The organism is Photobacterium sp. R1 (assembly GCF_054600795.1).
This window is the reverse complement of sequence record NZ_BAAHZP010000006.1, coordinates 53,530-68,647: the sequence shown is the minus strand read 5'-3', so window position 1 is coordinate 68,647 and position 15,118 is coordinate 53,530. Positions and strand designations below refer to the sequence as shown.

The 15,118-nt window shown below is 49.7% G+C and carries 16 protein-coding genes, 1 riboswitch and 1 other annotated feature; of the genes, 12 read left to right on the top strand and 4 right to left on the bottom strand.

Annotated elements, in window-relative coordinates:
• Positions 1-129 precede the first annotated feature (129 nt).
• The 10 genes from ACYP03_RS11605 (at position 130) to hisIE (ending at position 9,345) form a co-directional block, all read left to right on the top strand.
• Positions 130-1,344, top strand: coding sequence for an EAL and HDOD domain-containing protein (locus tag ACYP03_RS11605; RefSeq protein WP_248140874.1), 1,215 nt, complete (start codon positions 130-132; stop codon positions 1,342-1,344).
• Positions 1,345-1,347: 3 nt separating this feature from the next.
• Positions 1,348-1,833, top strand: a complete 486-nt coding sequence (locus ACYP03_RS11600) for a YchJ family metal-binding protein (RefSeq protein ID WP_459779946.1) — start codon at positions 1,348-1,350, stop codon at positions 1,831-1,833.
• 159 nt (positions 1,834-1,992) lie between these two features.
• Positions 1,993-2,132: a sequence feature (His leader region), on the top strand.
• A 47-nt stretch (positions 2,133-2,179) separates the two neighbouring features.
• A complete protein-coding gene (gene hisG / locus ACYP03_RS11595; protein WP_248141689.1) occupies positions 2,180-3,076 on the top strand; it encodes an ATP phosphoribosyltransferase in 897 nt (298 codons plus the stop codon).
• A gap of 4 nt (positions 3,077-3,080) precedes the next feature.
• Positions 3,081-4,403 carry a histidinol dehydrogenase gene (hisD, locus tag ACYP03_RS11590; protein WP_248140876.1) on the top strand — a complete coding sequence of 441 codons (1,323 nt, stop codon included), beginning with the start codon at positions 3,081-3,083 and terminating at the stop codon, positions 4,401-4,403.
• Between the two features lies 1 nt (position 4,404).
• Positions 4,405-5,460, top strand: a complete 1,056-nt coding sequence (gene hisC, locus ACYP03_RS11585) for a histidinol-phosphate transaminase (RefSeq protein WP_459779944.1) — start codon at positions 4,405-4,407, stop codon at positions 5,458-5,460.
• A 17-nt stretch (positions 5,461-5,477) separates the two neighbouring features.
• The gene (hisB, locus tag ACYP03_RS11580) at positions 5,478-6,548 is read left to right on the top strand and encodes a bifunctional histidinol-phosphatase/imidazoleglycerol-phosphate dehydratase HisB (protein WP_459779942.1); all 1,071 of its coding nucleotides are present in this window, start codon (positions 5,478-5,480) and stop codon (positions 6,546-6,548) included.
• Positions 6,548-7,180, top strand: coding sequence for an imidazole glycerol phosphate synthase subunit HisH (gene hisH / locus ACYP03_RS11575; protein ID WP_459779940.1), 633 nt, complete (start codon positions 6,548-6,550; stop codon positions 7,178-7,180). Before hisB ends, hisH begins: the two co-directional genes overlap by 1 nt.
• Before the next feature lie 17 nt (positions 7,181-7,197).
• Positions 7,198-7,932 carry a 1-(5-phosphoribosyl)-5-[(5-phosphoribosylamino)methylideneamino]imidazole-4-carboxamide isomerase gene (hisA, locus tag ACYP03_RS11570; RefSeq protein WP_459779938.1) on the top strand — a complete coding sequence of 245 codons (735 nt, stop codon included), beginning with the start codon at positions 7,198-7,200 and terminating at the stop codon, positions 7,930-7,932.
• 10 nt (positions 7,933-7,942) lie between these two features.
• Positions 7,943-8,716 carry an imidazole glycerol phosphate synthase subunit HisF gene (hisF, locus tag ACYP03_RS11565; RefSeq protein ID WP_459779936.1) on the top strand — a complete coding sequence of 258 codons (774 nt, stop codon included), beginning with the start codon at positions 7,943-7,945 and terminating at the stop codon, positions 8,714-8,716.
• Positions 8,713-9,345, top strand: a complete 633-nt coding sequence (gene hisIE, locus ACYP03_RS11560; protein WP_459779934.1) for a bifunctional phosphoribosyl-AMP cyclohydrolase/phosphoribosyl-ATP diphosphatase HisIE — start codon at positions 8,713-8,715, stop codon at positions 9,343-9,345. Before hisF ends, hisIE begins: the two co-directional genes overlap by 4 nt.
• 65 nt (positions 9,346-9,410) lie before the next feature.
• Here the strand turns inward: hisIE and ACYP03_RS11555 are convergent, their stop codons facing one another.
• Positions 9,411-9,995 (bottom strand): thymidine kinase, encoded by a 585-nt coding sequence (locus ACYP03_RS11555; RefSeq protein WP_459779932.1) that lies wholly within the window; start codon positions 9,993-9,995, stop codon positions 9,411-9,413.
• A 199-nt stretch (positions 9,996-10,194) separates the two neighbouring features.
• Positions 10,195-11,796, bottom strand: coding sequence for a Na+/H+ antiporter NhaC family protein (locus tag ACYP03_RS11550; protein WP_459779931.1), 1,602 nt, complete (start codon positions 11,794-11,796; stop codon positions 10,195-10,197).
• Between the two features lie 98 nt (positions 11,797-11,894).
• Positions 11,895-12,075, bottom strand: a riboswitch (Lysine riboswitch).
• Between the two features lie 373 nt (positions 12,076-12,448).
• Here ACYP03_RS11550 and ACYP03_RS11545 point away from each other — a divergent pair.
• Entirely contained in the window at positions 12,449-12,841 is a 393-nt protein-coding gene (locus ACYP03_RS11545; RefSeq protein WP_248140884.1) for an H-NS family histone-like protein, read from the top strand.
• Positions 12,842-12,938: 97 nt separating this feature from the next.
• Here the strand turns inward: ACYP03_RS11545 and ACYP03_RS11540 are convergent, their stop codons facing one another.
• Together ACYP03_RS11540 and ACYP03_RS11535 are read right to left on the bottom strand one after the other, a co-directional pair.
• Positions 12,939-13,910, bottom strand: a complete 972-nt coding sequence (locus ACYP03_RS11540; protein WP_248141691.1) for a lytic murein transglycosylase — start codon at positions 13,908-13,910, stop codon at positions 12,939-12,941.
• 16 nt (positions 13,911-13,926) lie between these two features.
• Positions 13,927-14,208 (bottom strand): YcgL domain-containing protein, encoded by a 282-nt coding sequence (locus tag ACYP03_RS11535; RefSeq protein ID WP_248140885.1) that lies wholly within the window; start codon positions 14,206-14,208, stop codon positions 13,927-13,929.
• 228 nt (positions 14,209-14,436) lie between these two features.
• Between ACYP03_RS11535 and minC the strand changes: the two genes are divergently transcribed.
• Positions 14,437-15,099 carry a septum site-determining protein MinC gene (gene minC, locus ACYP03_RS11530; RefSeq protein ID WP_459779928.1) on the top strand — a complete coding sequence of 221 codons (663 nt, stop codon included), beginning with the start codon at positions 14,437-14,439 and terminating at the stop codon, positions 15,097-15,099.
• The last annotated feature ends 19 nt before the right edge of the window (positions 15,100-15,118 follow it).

Here is a 15,118-nt window from a genome sequence, read left to right as displayed (position 1 = left end):
GTTACGCAACGGTGATAATTATAAGTAATCGAATGGACTAACTCAGTCATGCGGACTATTCACCAACGAGAAACTCAGGCTATGCAAGCCCTCGCCGACAGAACGATAACCATCAACAGTACTGATATCATGTATTCATATCTAGCGAGACAGCCCGTATTAGACCGAGATAAAACGACCATCGGCTATGAATTACTGTTCAGGGACGGGCCGAGAAACTGTTTTCCCAATGTTCCTCCGGAAGAAGCAACTAACCGCCTCTTGCTGGATAACTTTTTCTCAAACGGTTCGAACGATGTATGCAGCGGCAAACTCGCTTTTGTAAACTTCCCTGAAAAAAGCCTGTTACAAGGTACACCACTGCTCTTCCCGTCCCACAGCTTCGTCATTGAAGTCCTGGAAGACTGCACGCCTTCAGAGCAACTCCTGGAAAAGGTCAAGGACCTGTTTCAGAGAGGTTATCTGATTGCCCTGGATGATTTTAATCCGAGCGTGGAATGGAACCGATTTCTGCCGTATGTACATATTGTCAAATTCGACCTGCAACTGACACCGATCGAAAAAGCACGCTTTTTTATCCGCCGTCATAAAGACAAACCCATTCAGTTCCTGGCTGAAAAAGTCGAAACCTACGCAGAATTCAAAGAAGCGAAAGCAGCGGGTTTTCATCTGTTTCAGGGCTACTTTTTCAGTAAACCTGAGATGATGCAGCAAAAAACCCTGAGTCCGTCAGCACTGACAACGCTGCGCCTTTATCAGCAGATTTGCCAGGATGATGTCGACTTTGACGCCGCTGAAGAAGTCATCGCAACCGACTTGTCTCTCTCTTACAAACTGCTTCGGCATGTGAATGCGATCACTTCAAATCGTGCAGTCCCGATATCATCTTTCAAACAGGCACTGATTTATCTGGGACAGGAAAGGCTGCGCCGTTTCATCAGTTTTGTAGCGACATCTCATGTCACCAAAGACAAGCCGCCATCACTGTATTGCCTCTCTCTGCAGCGGGCACACCTGTGTGAACTGCTGGCAGCCGACGTTTCTCCGCAGCTGAACTGCAACCGGGCTTTCCTCACGGGGTTGTTTTCAATGCTGGATTCTCTTTTGGATCAGCCAATGGATGTCCTGATTCCAATGCTGCCATTAGATATCACAATCCAGGATGCACTGATCAGCCGAAACGGTGATCTGGGCCATCTGCTCTCGCTGGTTTGTGCCTACGACTATGCCGACTGGGAGCAGGTGGATGCGATGTGCCGCAGACTGGGACTGAATACCGAAAGCGTTGCGAAGCGCTATCTGGAGTCCGTAGAATGGGTCACCCAAATTGAAGAACTGCAATAACCAATGAAAGAGACAACATTTTGCCCTTGCGGTAGTCAGCATCCACTCACAGACTGCTGTGCGCCTGTCCATCAGAATCCGTCAGCCGCACATCATCCGGAACAGCTGATGCGCGCCCGTTACAGTGCACATGTGCTCGGGCTGGTCGATTTCGTCGTCGCCACTTACCACCCCAGCTGTAAAGCTGAACAGTATCGTGATGCGATTGCAGAATCGGTTCACAGTGAGTGGCTGGGGCTTGAGGTTTGTGACAGTCAGATTGCCAGTGACACTGAGGGTTATGTTGAGTTCAAGGCCTTTTATCAGGAACAAGGCGAAAAGCACTGTCTACACGAAAAATCTCGTTTTTTACATGAAATGGTCGGTAACAATCCGCAATGGTTCTATATTGACGGTGAATATCCGGGAAATGCTGCCCCGGTCAAAGTGGGGCGTAATGACCTCTGCCCGTGCGGAAGCGGCAAGAAATTTAAGAAATGCTGTATGTAATCTGATGACTGCCGGAAAACCAGCCATCAATAAATTTTGAAAATGTACTAATTAACTGTTGCAAATTCCCAATACCTTGGTTAGTGTGAAGACAAGTCCGCAATCAATAATGATTTAAATAGAGTACATAGTTATGCGTATCCCAATGGTCAATCTACACCATCATCACCATCATCCTGACTAGTCTTTCAGGAGGATACGCCTCATCTGGAAGACGACAAGTTCGCCTCTTCCAGCGGTCGCTACGACAAAGCAGCATTCAGACCCCCGGAAGAGAAATCTTCCGGGGGTTTTTCGTTTAAGCACCGAATTTTAAAGATAAATCAAATCTACAGGGAATATCATGATGCAAACACAACGACTACGTATCGCCATTCAGAAAAAAGGACGCCTGAGCACAGAATGTAAAGAACTGCTGAAACGCTGCGGTGTGAAATTCAATCTGATTGGTGAGCGTCTGGTAGTTCACAGTGAAAACATGCCAATCGACCTGCTGCTAGTGCGTGATGATGATATTCCCGGACTGATTATGGACGGTGTTGTTGATCTGGGTTTCATTGGTGAGAATGAGCTGGAAGAAGTCAGCCTTGAACGCGCCGCGCAGGGAGAGCCCAGCCACTACGTGAAGTTACGCCGGCTGGATTTTGGCGGATGCCGTCTTTCCATCGCCATTGATAAGGACGAAGTCTACAACGGACCTCAGGATCTTCAGGGTAAACGCATTGCAACCACCTATCCTCAACTGGTGAAACGCTACATGACTGAACAAGGCGTATCGTTCAGCACCTGTATGCTCAATGGCTCTGTAGAAGTGGCACCGCGTGCCGGTCTCGCCGATGCTATCTGTGACCTGGTGTCTACCGGTGCTACGCTGGAAGCAAACGGCCTGAAAGAGGTAGAAGTCATTTTGCAGTCCAAAGCGGTCCTGATCCAACGCAGCGGCGATTTCAGTGCAGACAAACAAGCGCTGATTGACCGTCTGCTGACCCGGATGCAAGGGGTCATTCAGGCCAAAGAATCCAAATACATTATGCTGCATGCACCGACAGAATGTCTGGAACAAATCACTGCGCTGTTACCGGGTGCAGAAGACCCGACAGTCATGCCTCTGTCACACGATAAAAGCCGGGTTGCTGTCCACCTGGTCAGCTCAGAAAACCTGTTCTGGGAGACCATGGAACAGCTGAAAACACTGGGCGCCAGCTCAATTCTCGTCCTGCCCATTGAGAAGATGATGGAGTAATCCCATGAAGACTGTTGTATGGCAATCTCTGAGTGAAACTCAACGTGAATCGTTATTGCAACGCCCGGCCATCACGGCAGGCGAAAATATTTCAACCATTGTTGCCGGTGTCATCTCAGATGTGCGCAAACGCGGTGATGATGCGCTGCTGGAACTGACAGAGAAGTTCGATAAAGTCCGTCCCGATTCAATCAAAGTGAGCGGAGATGAGATCCAGGCTGCAGCAGATCGTTTAACCGATGACATGAAACAAGCGCTTCAGCAGGCCTATGCCAATATTGCCTGTTTCCACAAAGCGCAAAAAACCAAGCCGCTGCAGGTTGAAACCCAGCCGGGTGTGATCTGCGAGCAGGTGACACGTCCGATTCATGCGGTGGGTCTGTATATTCCGGGTGGCAGTGCGCCACTGCCATCGACCGTGCTGATGCTGGGCGTGCCAGCCCAGATAGCCGGTTGCCGTCGTGTGGTTCTGTGTTCTCCCCCACCGATTGCCGATGAGATTCTCTACGTCGCACAACTATGTGGGATAACAGATGTATATAATGTTGGCGGTGCACAAGCGATTGCTGCCATGGCATTCGGAACAGAAACCGTCTCTAAGGTCGACAAGATTTTCGGGCCCGGGAATGCCTTTGTGACCGAAGCGAAACGCCAGGTCAGTAATGACTTTTATGGTGCCGCCATTGATATGCCTGCCGGTCCGTCTGAAGTCATGGTGATCGCTGACAGCACGGCAGACCCGGATTTCATCGCTGCTGATCTGCTGAGTCAGGCCGAGCACGGGCCGGATTCTCAGGTGGTGCTCGTCACGCCGGATCCAAGCATTGCCGACCGAGTCGCAGATGCCATCGGTCAGCAGCTGCAAAGTCTGTCCCGGGCTGATATTGCCCGTCAGGCCTTAGGGTCAAGTCTGACTATCATTGCAGACAGCATGACGCAATGCGTGTCGATATCGAATCATTACGGCCCTGAACACCTGATCGTGCAGACCCGGAATCCACGCGATCTGGTTACACTGCTCGATAATGCCGGTTCAATTTTCCTGGGCCACTGGTCACCGGAATCGGTCGGCGACTATGCCTCCGGTACCAACCATGTCCTGCCGACTTACGGCTACACCAAAACTTACTCCAGCCTGGGGCTGGCCGATTTTACCAAACGGATGACCGTGCAGGAACTCAGTGCCGATGGCCTGTTAGGACTGGCACCGACCGTTGAGACCATGGCAACCGCGGAAGGTCTGGATGCGCACCGCCGCGCAGTCAGTATCCGGGTAGAAAAACTGAAACTATCTTCCACCAGCGCTTCGACGCTGAAAGAGGCTTAATATGAACCCTGAATTACTGGCTCGTAAAACCGTCCGCGATCTCACCCCCTATCAGTCTGCCCGTCGTCTGGGAGGCAGTGGTGATATCTGGCTCAATGCCAACGAGTCTCCATTCGTCAATGAATACAGCATTCAGTGTGATCGCCTGAACCGCTACAGTACCTGTCAGCCGGATGCGCTGATTCAGGCCTACGCCGATTATGCCGGTGTCGATAAATCTCAGGTGCTGACCTCTCGTGGCGCCGATGAAGGCATTGAACTGCTGGTCCGGACCTTCTGTGAGCCAAAGCAGGACAGCATTCTGTATTGCCCGCCGACCTACGGAATGTACAGCATCAGCGCTGAAACCTTTGATGTCGATGTCAGGCAGGTGCCTCTGACCAGCGACTGGCAGCTTGATCTGACAGGAATTCGGGAGAACCTGGATAACGTCAAACTGGTCTTTGTCTGCAGTCCGAACAATCCGACCGGCAACCTGATACGCCGTGAAGACATCATCGAGCTGCTGAGCATGACTCAGGACAAAGCCCTGGTCGTGATGGACGAAGCCTATATCGATTTCTGTCCGGAAGCCTCTACTGTCGATCTGCTGGCACAATTTCCGAATCTGGTCATCCTGCGCACGCTATCAAAAGCATTTGCGCTGGCAGGTCTGCGCTGCGGTTTTACGCTGGCAAATCCCGCTGTCATTGACATGCTGCTGAAAGTGATCGCTCCCTACCCTGTACCTGTACCCGTTGCTGAAATCGCCATTCAGGCGCTGTCTCCGGCCGGTCTGGCCAAGACCAAGTTTCAGGTTTTGGATCTGAGCGCCAACCGCGCTTATCTGCAAGCGGGTCTGAGTATGCTGCCGGGGGTCACAGTTTACGACGGTTACGGCAATTATCTGCTGGTGCGTTTCCCTGACGGCGATGCTCTGTTTCAGGCCCTGTGGGATAACGGCATTATTCTGCGCCGCTCCCCGATTGAAAATTGTATCCGGATCAGCATCGGCAACCGTGATGAGTGTGAGAAAACCCTCGCCTTTATCCGCACCCAGCTGGGCAAGAATTTATAAATTGGAAGGATCCCATTGTGAGCAAGGAAAAAATTCTTTTTATTGACCGTGACGGCACACTGATTGTTGAGCCGCCGGAAGATTTCCAGGTCGACCGTCTGGACAAACTGGAACTGGAACCTTTCGTCATCCCTGCCCTGTTAAAGCTGCAGGATGCAGGCTACAAACTGGTGATGGTCACCAATCAGGACGGTCTGGGAACCGACAGTTACCCGCAGGCCGACTTTGACGCACCGCATCAAATGATGATGGCGATCTTCGAATCTCAGGGCGTCCGCTTTGATGACGTGCTGATCTGCCCGCACTTTGAACATGACAATTGCAGCTGCCGCAAACCAAAACTGGGGCTGGTGAAAGACTACCTGCAGAAAGGCAGAGTCGAGTTTGCAACCTCCGCCGTCATCGGAGACCGGCAGACCGATCTGCAACTGGCCGAAAACATGGCCATCCGCGGCATTCAGTACAAGCGCGGTGAAATGGACTGGCAACAGATCGTGACCGATCTGACCACCCGACCACGGATTGCTGAAGTTACCCGGAAGACGAAAGAAACTGACATCAAGGTAAAAGTGAACCTGGATCAGACCGGCGGAAATGTGATTCAGACCGGCATGGGTTTCTTCGACCACATGCTGGATCAGATTGCCACTCACGGCGGTTTCCAGCTGCAGTTGACGGTTGACGGCGACCTGCACATTGACGATCACCACAGTGTGGAAGACACCGCACTGGCCCTGGGTCAGGCGCTGAAGGAAGCGCTGGGTGACAAACGCGGCATTGGCCGGTTTGGTTTCAGTCTGCCGATGGACGAATGTCTGGCGCAATGTGCACTGGATTTGTCTGGCCGTCCTTATCTGAAATTTGATGCCAAATTCAGCCGTGAGCAAGTCGGTGACCTGTCGACAGAAATGGTGTCGCACTTCTTCCGTTCGCTGACCGATACTCTGGCCTGCACGCTGCACCTGTCTTCGACCGGTGATAACGATCACCACATTGTCGAAAGCCTGTTTAAGGCCTTTGGCCGCACCCTGCGTCAGGCAATCAAAGTTGAAGGAAACGAGCTGCCAAGCAGTAAAGGGGTCTTGTAATGACACAGTCCACACAGAAAGTCGTCATCATCGATACAGGCTGTGCCAATGTTTCTTCTGTCCGGTTTGCCATTGAACGTCTCGGTTATGCCGTGACTGTCAGTCGGGATCCTGAAACCGTTCTGGCAGCCAACAAACTCTTCCTGCCGGGTGTCGGCACGGCCAGTGAAGCAATGAAAAACCTGGCGGAGCGCGATTTAATCTCTCTGGTCAGCAAAGTCGACAAACCACTGCTGGGTATTTGTCTTGGCATGCAACTTCTCGGCGAATACTCGGAAGAGCAAGGCCAGAATGGAACTGAAAAAGTGCCTTGTCTGAATTTATGCCCGGCCCCGGTCGTCAAAATGCAGACCGGTGACTTACCGCTGCCGCATATGGGCTGGAATACCATCACGCCGGAGGAAGGCCACCCGCTGTTCAAAAACATTCCGGCCGGGACTTATTTTTATTTCGTGCACAGCTACGCCATGCCGGATTTTCATACCGAACTGGGCCGCACCATTGCCGGTTGTGAATACGGACAGCCATTTACCGCCGCTGTTCAGAGCGGCAATTATTACGGGGTGCAGTTCCACCCTGAGCGTTCCGGGAAAGCCGGTGCACAATTAATTCAGAATTTTCTCGAAATGTAGGACGACAAGGACTGGTTATGATTATTCCCGCACTCGATTTAATAGATGGTCAGGTCGTCCGCCTGTTTCAGGGCGATTATGGTCAGGTGACCGAATATAAAGTCAATCCTGCTGAGCAGTTTGCACTGTACCACCAAGCCGGTGCTGACTGGTTGCATTTGGTTGATCTGACAGGCGCCAAAGATACCTCTGCCCGCCAGCTCGGTTTAATCCGGACACTGCTGGCCGGCACCCCGGCTAAGATTCAGATTGGCGGCGGTGTACGTACCGAACAGGACGTGGCCGATTTACTCGATGCCGGCGCGCAACGTGTGGTTGTGGGTTCCACCGCTGTCAAAACGCCCGAGACAGTAAAAAGCTGGATGGAAACCTACGGTCCGGAACGCATCGTACTGGCACTGGATGTCAACATTGATGACAACGGCCAGCGGAAAGTTGCGGTTTCCGGCTGGCAGGAAGACTCCGGGGTGACCATTGAAGCCCTGATTGAAGATTTTCGCACCGTCGGACTGAAACACGTCCTCTGTACCGATATTTCACGCGACGGCACCCTCGCAGGCTCAAATGTCGACCTGTACCGTGATTTATGCGCGCAATACCCGGACGTACAATTCCAGTCTTCGGGCGGTATCGGTTCTCTGGATGATATTGCTGCACTGAAAGGCACCGGCGTAGCAGGTGTGATTGTCGGTCGCGCCCTGCTGGACGGCAAATTTACTGCAGAACAGGCTTTTGCCTGCTGGAACGAATAAGGAGCCCGACATGTTAGCGAAACGCATTATTCCCTGCCTGGATGTTCGTGATGGTCAGGTGGTCAAAGGGGTTCAGTTCCGCAACCACGAGATTATCGGAGACATCGTTCCGCTGGCGAAACGCTATGCTGAAGAAGGAGCTGATGAACTGGTCTTCTACGATATCACCGCTTCCAGCGATGGCCGTGTCGTTGATAAAAGCTGGGTGGAACGTGTCGCCGAAGTCATTGATATTCCGTTCTGTGTCGCTGGCGGTATCAAATCTGCCGATGATGCCCGTCAGATCCTGCAGTTTGGCGCGGATAAAATTTCAATTAACTCACCGGCGCTGGCCAATCCGGCACTCATTACTGAGCTGGCAGATAAGTTTGGTGTGCAGTGTATTGTCGTTGGGATCGATTCTTACTTTGATGCGGACACCGGCAAATACCAAGTTTATCAGTTCACGGGAGATGAGTCCCGGACTCAGGTCACCCAGTGGGAAACCGCAGACTGGATTCAGGAAGTCCAGCAACGCGGGGCCGGTGAAATTGTGCTGAATATGATGAACCAGGATGGTGTTCGTCAGGGCTATGACCTGACACAGCTGAATCTGGTCCGCGATATCTGTCATGTACCGCTGATTGCTTCCGGTGGTGCGGGTACCATGGAACACTTTGCCGATGCCTTCAATATTGCCGGAGTCGACGGTGCACTGGCTGCATCTGTATTCCACAAACAAATCATCAATATCGGCGAACTGAAGCAATACCTTCAACAACAACAGGTGGAGATCCGACTATGAGCCTGAGCAGTGAAATTAATTGGGAAAAGGTCGATGGTCTGGTGCCCGCCGTGGTTCAGGACTGTCGCAGTGGTCAGGTACTGATGCTTGGCTTTATGAATGATGAAGCTTTAAATAAAACGCTGGACACCCGCCAGGTAACTTTCTGGTCCCGCAGTAAGCAACGTATCTGGACCAAAGGTGAAACCTCAGGAAATGTGCTGCAACTCAAGCAAATTCAGCTCGACTGTGATAAAGACACCCTGCTGGTCAGTGCCGAGCCGATTGGCCCCACCTGCCACCTGGGCACAACAACCTGCTTCGATCAGGGCAGTACTGACGACGGTGAAAATGCCAGTATGCCCGATCTGGTGTTTCTTCACCGACTGGAGCAAGTGCTGGCTGCCCGTAAAGGCGCCGATCCCGAGTCTTCCTACACCGCCAGCCTCTATGCCCGTGGCACCAAGCGGATTTCGCAGAAGGTGGGTGAAGAAGGCGTTGAAGTCGCGCTTGCGGCAACGTCGGGTGACAAGGCGGAAGTGATTTCTGAGTCTGCTGATCTCTTGTATCACCTGATTGTCCTGTTGCAGGATCAGGGACTGAGTCTGGCAGAGGTTGTCGCCAAATTGCAGGAAAGACACAAGGGCTGAATCAGCCCCCGATACGAAAAAAGGAAGCCTGAGCTTCCTTTTTATTTTTATACGGTTTCAGTGGCCTATCGGGCTTCTTCAATCGCTTCTTTATAGTGTTTCCGGCAAACCGAAACATAGCGATCGTTCCCGCCGATTTCAACCTGATCACCATCGGCAATGGCTTTGCCTGAAGCATCGTGGCGAATCACCATATTCGCTTTGCGGCCACAATGGCAGACAGTTTTCAGTTCCACCAGTTTGTCAGACCATGCCAGCAGATACTGACTGCCTTCAAACAGCTCGCCCCGGAAATCAGTGCGCAGCCCATAGCAAAGCACAGGGATATCAAGCTTATCGACAACTTCAGTCAGCTGTAAAACCTGAGTTTTGGTCAGAAACTGGCACTCATCGATCAACACGCAATCTACACGAGACGCGTGATTCATCAGAGAAAGCTTATCCCACAGATTATCTTCCGGACCGTACAATTCTGCATCTTCCGACAAACCGATACGAGAACTGACTTTTCCCTTCCCAAACCGGTCATCAATTGCCGCTGTAAAGATGACAGGCGACATCCCCCGCTCACGGTAGTTAAATGACGACTGCAATAATGTCGTCGATTTCCCGGCATTCATGGCCGAGTAATAAAAATACATTTGCGCCATCAGGCTTTCCGCTCAACTCTGAATAACGGCTGATGCTACCGAAGAAGATTCTCAATTGGAAGCAAATCGGTGCCATTCATGTCTTTCCCCGTCAATACGTTCATGAATCAAGCATGACAGTCGACTCAGGCTGACCGGACATAAAAAGCCGGCCAAGTGCAGCACTTGACCGGCTTGAAGCGCATACAGGCAGATCAGCTTACCTGGCCAGCTCCTGAGCGCCTTTTAAAGGACGCTTGGCAATCCAGCCAAGGCAAACGCAAACCAGCAGGAAGCTGACGGTCGCAGCCATGAAGGACACCCCCAGTGAGTCTGTCAGACCTAAAACGGTAAAGCCCACGGCTGTCACCAGAGCGACGGACAAAGCATAAGGCAATTGCGTCGACACATGATCCATGTGATTACAACGTGCACCTGTTGACGACAAAATCGTGGTGTCAGAAATTGGCGAGCAGTGGTCACCGAAAACAGAACCCGCCAGCACCGCACTCAGCATTGGCAGAATCAGACTGATTTCTGTCGCAGCGGCCAGATCACCCGCGATTGGCAGCATAATTCCGAAAGTGCCCCAAGACGTTCCGGTAGAAAACGCCATCAGACCTGACAGTAAAAACAGAATAACCGGCAACCACACCGGAGCAATATTTCCCTGAACCATCGTCGACAGGAATTTACCCGTGGCCATATCACTGATCACACTGCCAATCGTCCAGGCAAAGAACAGAATCAGAATTGCGCCGAACATTGATTTCGCGCCAATCCATAAAGCATGAACAATTTGCTTAACCGGAATTGCCTGACGCCCGACAGCAATCAAGGCAGAAAGTAGTCCCAGCAAACCACCGTAACAAAGTGATGCACCAACATCTGTTGATTCAAACGCACCCAGAACAGAGAAAGGTTTTCCGTCTGCCTGCAAACTCTGGTTACCGGTATAAATCATGAAGAATAAGGTTGCTGCAACCAGCACAAGAATAGGAACAATGAGATCACTTACTTTCCCATTTTCACTTTCTTCAATTTCTAATTCATCATTCAGATCTTTGGCTTCGGCATGAATTTCATCATGATCAAACCCAAGCGCATGACTGGCTTGCACTTCATGTTTTTTCATCAGGCCAACATCCAATTGGAACCAGGCCACAACGAATACCATCAACAATGCAAATACTGCGTAAAAGTTCATAGGTGCCAGTTGAATAAACGCACTCAGTGCAGAATATTCTGTAACACCATGTGAAACCAAAATACCACCAACAACTGTAATGATATATGCCCCCCAACTTGAGGCTGGCATCAGTACGCACATAGGTGCGGCAGTCGAGTCCAGAATATAAGCCAGCTTAGAACGGGAAACATAAAAACGATCCGTTACCGGTCTGGAAATTGACCCGACAGCAAGACTGTTAAAATAATCATCGACAAAAATAAACACGCCAAGAAAAGCGGCTAAAAGTTTTGCACCGCGTTTACTTTTGATTTTTGTTTGAGCCCAATGTGCAAATGCACGCGTACCACCAGACAATGTCAGCAGCGCAGTGGTCATTCCTAATAAAAGCAGAAAAGCAACAATACTCATATTCCAGGTATTGATACCGCCATCTTCAATAAAGAGGCCTTTTACTTTACCGCCAACATAAGACAAGGTATTCGCGGCACTAAAGTCTGTCAGTAATAGCGCACCCATCAGGATACCAATGCCTAAAGACAACAGAACGCGCCGGGTCAGAATTGCCAGACTCAATGCCACAAGGGGCGGTAAGACTGAAATGGAAGATTGGGAAAAATCTACAAGGTTCATGATCTCTACTACAACCGATCTTGGTTGGAGATCTACTGCTGAACACGGCTTTACCGTGATGGGAAGCAAAATAGGAAGGCGGGTTTCACCTCTCCGGACCCCACAGTAGCGCTCCATAGTTAAATGTAAATTACTATGGCAGTGTTGTCCCTATTTGGCGACAACCCCAGCAAGGTGCTTTGACAGTTCAACCTTACTTCGGCACTGGCTCCTTTCACTGACGTTCTTCGGGGTCACCTCCCGCCAGTTACTAATAGACAATGCACCTCTACCCTTAGTCAAGGAACCGCGTATTCTACTTTTTGTTATCTGATTTGCAACCTATAAAGTACAAGATTAACTCATACTGATGAATAAGCGCTTACTAATTTACTGTATTTACTTACATTTACAGCGAGCATTACGATGTTGAATATGAAATTACTCACATTCAAACGCATTAAGAAAATTAGAACTATCTCAATTTATTAACAAGCAAAAATTTGATTTCTTCGCATCAGATGGCGATTAATCATTATGACACGGATAAAAAACCATCGAATTAACTCCGTAAATCTGAGATTTTATTTGGCAGACAGGTTTAAAAAGTATTACTATTGCTGATATAAACTTTCTCACTAATTATTAGTATAACGACAATAGGAAATTTAAAATGTCTGATGCAATGAAAGCGCTATTAAACCTTCGTAGTCTTCGTGCACTTGCTCGTGAATATTCACTGGAGCAACTGAAAGAAGCTCTGGAGAAACTTCAGACCGTTGTCACCGAACGTGAAGAGTCTGATGCAGAAGAAATCGCGAAAGAAAAAGAGCGCGAAGACAAACTGAACCAATACCGTGAAATGCTGCTGGCTGACGGTATTGACCCAGAAGAACTGATGGCAAGCCTGGGTAAAACTAAAACCAAGCGTGCTGCTCGTCCGCCAAAATACAAATTCATCGATGAAAACGGCGAAGAGAAAACCTGGACTGGCCAGGGCCGTACTCCTTCAGCACTGAAAAAGGCGCTGGATGAAGGTAAATCTCTGGACGACTTTAAGATCTAATCTGATTCGATTTGATCAAAAAGCCCGGCAACTTTAGCCGGGCTTTTTCTTTTTCCAACATCAATTTAGAGCAATCACTTAAATAATGGCTATGCCATTAGTGAATACTGTCTGCTAGTGTACTCACAGCCAGCGCAAAGTAATGCGAGCGATTCCATTTCAGTAATGTCTGATAATTGCCATAAATCAAATAAGCACGACCATGATTATCATCCGGTTGAACTAACCAGGCATCTACATCAACTTTAGGCAATGCTGAGCCATTTAAACGACGCACACCCAATGCCTGCCATTCTGACAACGTTTTCCGCTTCTGAGGTTCCACCCCTTTCAGATCATCGCTCAGGCCATCAGGAACCTTCACCTGACGTCCCCAGGTATATTTATCATCCCAGCCAGATTTACTGAGATAATTTGCAGCCGAAGCGAAGACATCCGCTTCCGTTTTCCAGATATCTGCCTTACCGTCTCCATTTCCATCCACGGCAAAAGTCAGATAAGAAGTCGGCATAAACTGTGGTTGTCCCATCGCCCCTGCCCAGGAACCTTTCATTTCACTCACAGTAATATGTCCGTCCTGAAGAATGCTCAGTGCAGCCATAATCTGCTCACGGAAAAAAGCTTCCCGCCGGCCTTCATATGCCAGGGTAGTTAAAGCTTCAATCACGCTGTAACTTCCGGTCAGCTTGCCAAAATTACTCTCCACTCCCCACAAAGCAACAATGAACCGAGGCTGTACGCCATACTGACGCCCAACACGCTCCAGTGCCTTCCTGTGCTGGTGGTAATACTTATTTGCCTGGGCAATTTTCCATTGCGGAACCGCTTTCGGCAAATACTCATCCAGAGTGAGTTTTTTCTCCGGCTGGTTTTTATCGGCTGTAACCGCACGCTCAATAAATGTCACATTGGCAAATGCAGATTCCAGAATCGATTCATCAATTCCCTTCGCTCGCGCTTCCTGCTTTAACCCGGTTACATAATTGTCAAAACTTTCATCCGCCGCAGCCATAGGCGATGAAAGGCCAAGTCCTAAGGCCACCAGGGCCGCTAACCATTGCTTCCGCATATCCATTTTTTCACCGTCAGGTATTATTCAGTGCTTTTTTTGCTTTGTATTCTTCAAGAAGATTAGTCACTGGTGGTGGTATTTGCAGGTAATAACCCTGCGTTGACAGCGACTCCCTCACCTTCCTGATATCCGCCAGGGCCAGTTTTCTGTCTTCACTCAGTTTGAGTACCATCACGAACTGAGGCGTGCCAAAGGTGCTCAGTAACGCTTCCGGGACTTCTGAAAAATCATCTTTCTTGTTGATGTATAGATAAGTGTTGTCTTTTTTAGGACTTTTATAGATTGCACAAAACATAAGCAGACCTGCTGGTTACCCTTCACCACTATCTGACCACGACAAACGGAAATCATTCCTGAACGGAGGACATTCTGCCCAGCGCTGTCACCATCATGGTCATCATTTAAACTTTATACCGAACTCTGACAAGGAGAACTTGCTGAGACCTGCCGGGGAATATAACATGCTATAACCTATGTGATAACGTACCTGAGCGCGAAATTCTCCGCGCAAGAAGAATAAGCCATGGCAAAAACGGCAGAATTGAAAGGGGGCAGCTATACGCTCTCATCACTACACTTGGCTGACAGCGGTTTAGATCAGGCGATCAGTTTCCTTAAGGATAAAGTAGAGCAGGCTCCGGCATTCTTTGCTCACGCCCCGCTGGTGATTGATATCAGCAAAACCAGTCAGGAGCTTGACTTCAGGCAGTTGCGACAAGGCATTCTGGATGCAGGGATGATCCCGGTAGGCATCAGTGGTTGCAAGCCGTCACATTTACAGGCTCAGGCAAAATCCGCAGGTTTTGCCATCATGAATGCCGCCAGACAGGCAAAAGCCAGCAGCCCTGTCATGGAACCCACAAAAGTGATTCGCTCCCCGGTTCGTTCAGGGCAGCAAATTTATGCTAAAAATTGCGATCTGGTCGTATTGAATCATGTCAGCGCTGGTGCTGAAATTATTGCTGACGGCTGCATCCATATTTACGGGTGCTTGCGTGGCCGGGCAATTGCCGGAGCCAGTGGGGAGACGAACGCTCAGATTTTCTGCCATAATCTACAGTCGGAATTAATATCCATTGCAGGCAATTACTGGCTGAGCGATAAGATTCAAGAATCTCACTGGGGATCGAGTGTCGTTATCTCTTTGATAGACAACAATTTAAATATAGAGCATCTGGCTGTATAACTTTAAAAAGGAATAAAAC

What these genes read in the sequence shown, in the direction of transcription:
- minC (WP_459779928.1), top strand. Translation starts at nt 14,437, where the DNA reads ATGGCAAAAACGGCAGAATTGAAAGGGGGCAGCTATACGCTCTCATCA.
- hisH (WP_459779940.1), top strand. Translation starts at nt 6,548, where the DNA reads ATGACACAGTCCACACAGAAAGTCGTCATCATCGATACAGGCTGTGCC.
- ACYP03_RS11550 (WP_459779931.1), bottom strand. Translation starts at nt 11,796, where the DNA reads ATGAACCTTGTAGATTTTTCCCAATCTTCCATTTCAGTCTTACCGCCC.
- ACYP03_RS11555 (WP_459779932.1), bottom strand. Translation starts at nt 9,995, where the DNA reads ATGGCGCAAATGTATTTTTATTACTCGGCCATGAATGCCGGGAAATCG.
- ACYP03_RS11545 (WP_248140884.1), top strand. Translation starts at nt 12,449, where the DNA reads ATGTCTGATGCAATGAAAGCGCTATTAAACCTTCGTAGTCTTCGTGCA.
- hisF (WP_459779936.1), top strand. Translation starts at nt 7,943, where the DNA reads ATGTTAGCGAAACGCATTATTCCCTGCCTGGATGTTCGTGATGGTCAG.
- ACYP03_RS11535 (WP_248140885.1), bottom strand. Translation starts at nt 14,208, where the DNA reads ATGTTTTGTGCAATCTATAAAAGTCCTAAAAAAGACAACACTTATCTA.
- ACYP03_RS11605 (WP_248140874.1), top strand. Translation starts at nt 130, where the DNA reads ATGTATTCATATCTAGCGAGACAGCCCGTATTAGACCGAGATAAAACG.
- hisG (WP_248141689.1), top strand. Translation starts at nt 2,180, where the DNA reads ATGCAAACACAACGACTACGTATCGCCATTCAGAAAAAAGGACGCCTG.
- hisD (WP_248140876.1), top strand. Translation starts at nt 3,081, where the DNA reads ATGAAGACTGTTGTATGGCAATCTCTGAGTGAAACTCAACGTGAATCG.
- hisA (WP_459779938.1), top strand. Translation starts at nt 7,198, where the DNA reads ATGATTATTCCCGCACTCGATTTAATAGATGGTCAGGTCGTCCGCCTG.
- hisIE (WP_459779934.1), top strand. Translation starts at nt 8,713, where the DNA reads ATGAGCCTGAGCAGTGAAATTAATTGGGAAAAGGTCGATGGTCTGGTG.
- hisC (WP_459779944.1), top strand. Translation starts at nt 4,405, where the DNA reads ATGAACCCTGAATTACTGGCTCGTAAAACCGTCCGCGATCTCACCCCC.
- ACYP03_RS11600 (WP_459779946.1), top strand. Translation starts at nt 1,348, where the DNA reads ATGAAAGAGACAACATTTTGCCCTTGCGGTAGTCAGCATCCACTCACA.
- ACYP03_RS11540 (WP_248141691.1), bottom strand. Translation starts at nt 13,910, where the DNA reads ATGCGGAAGCAATGGTTAGCGGCCCTGGTGGCCTTAGGACTTGGCCTT.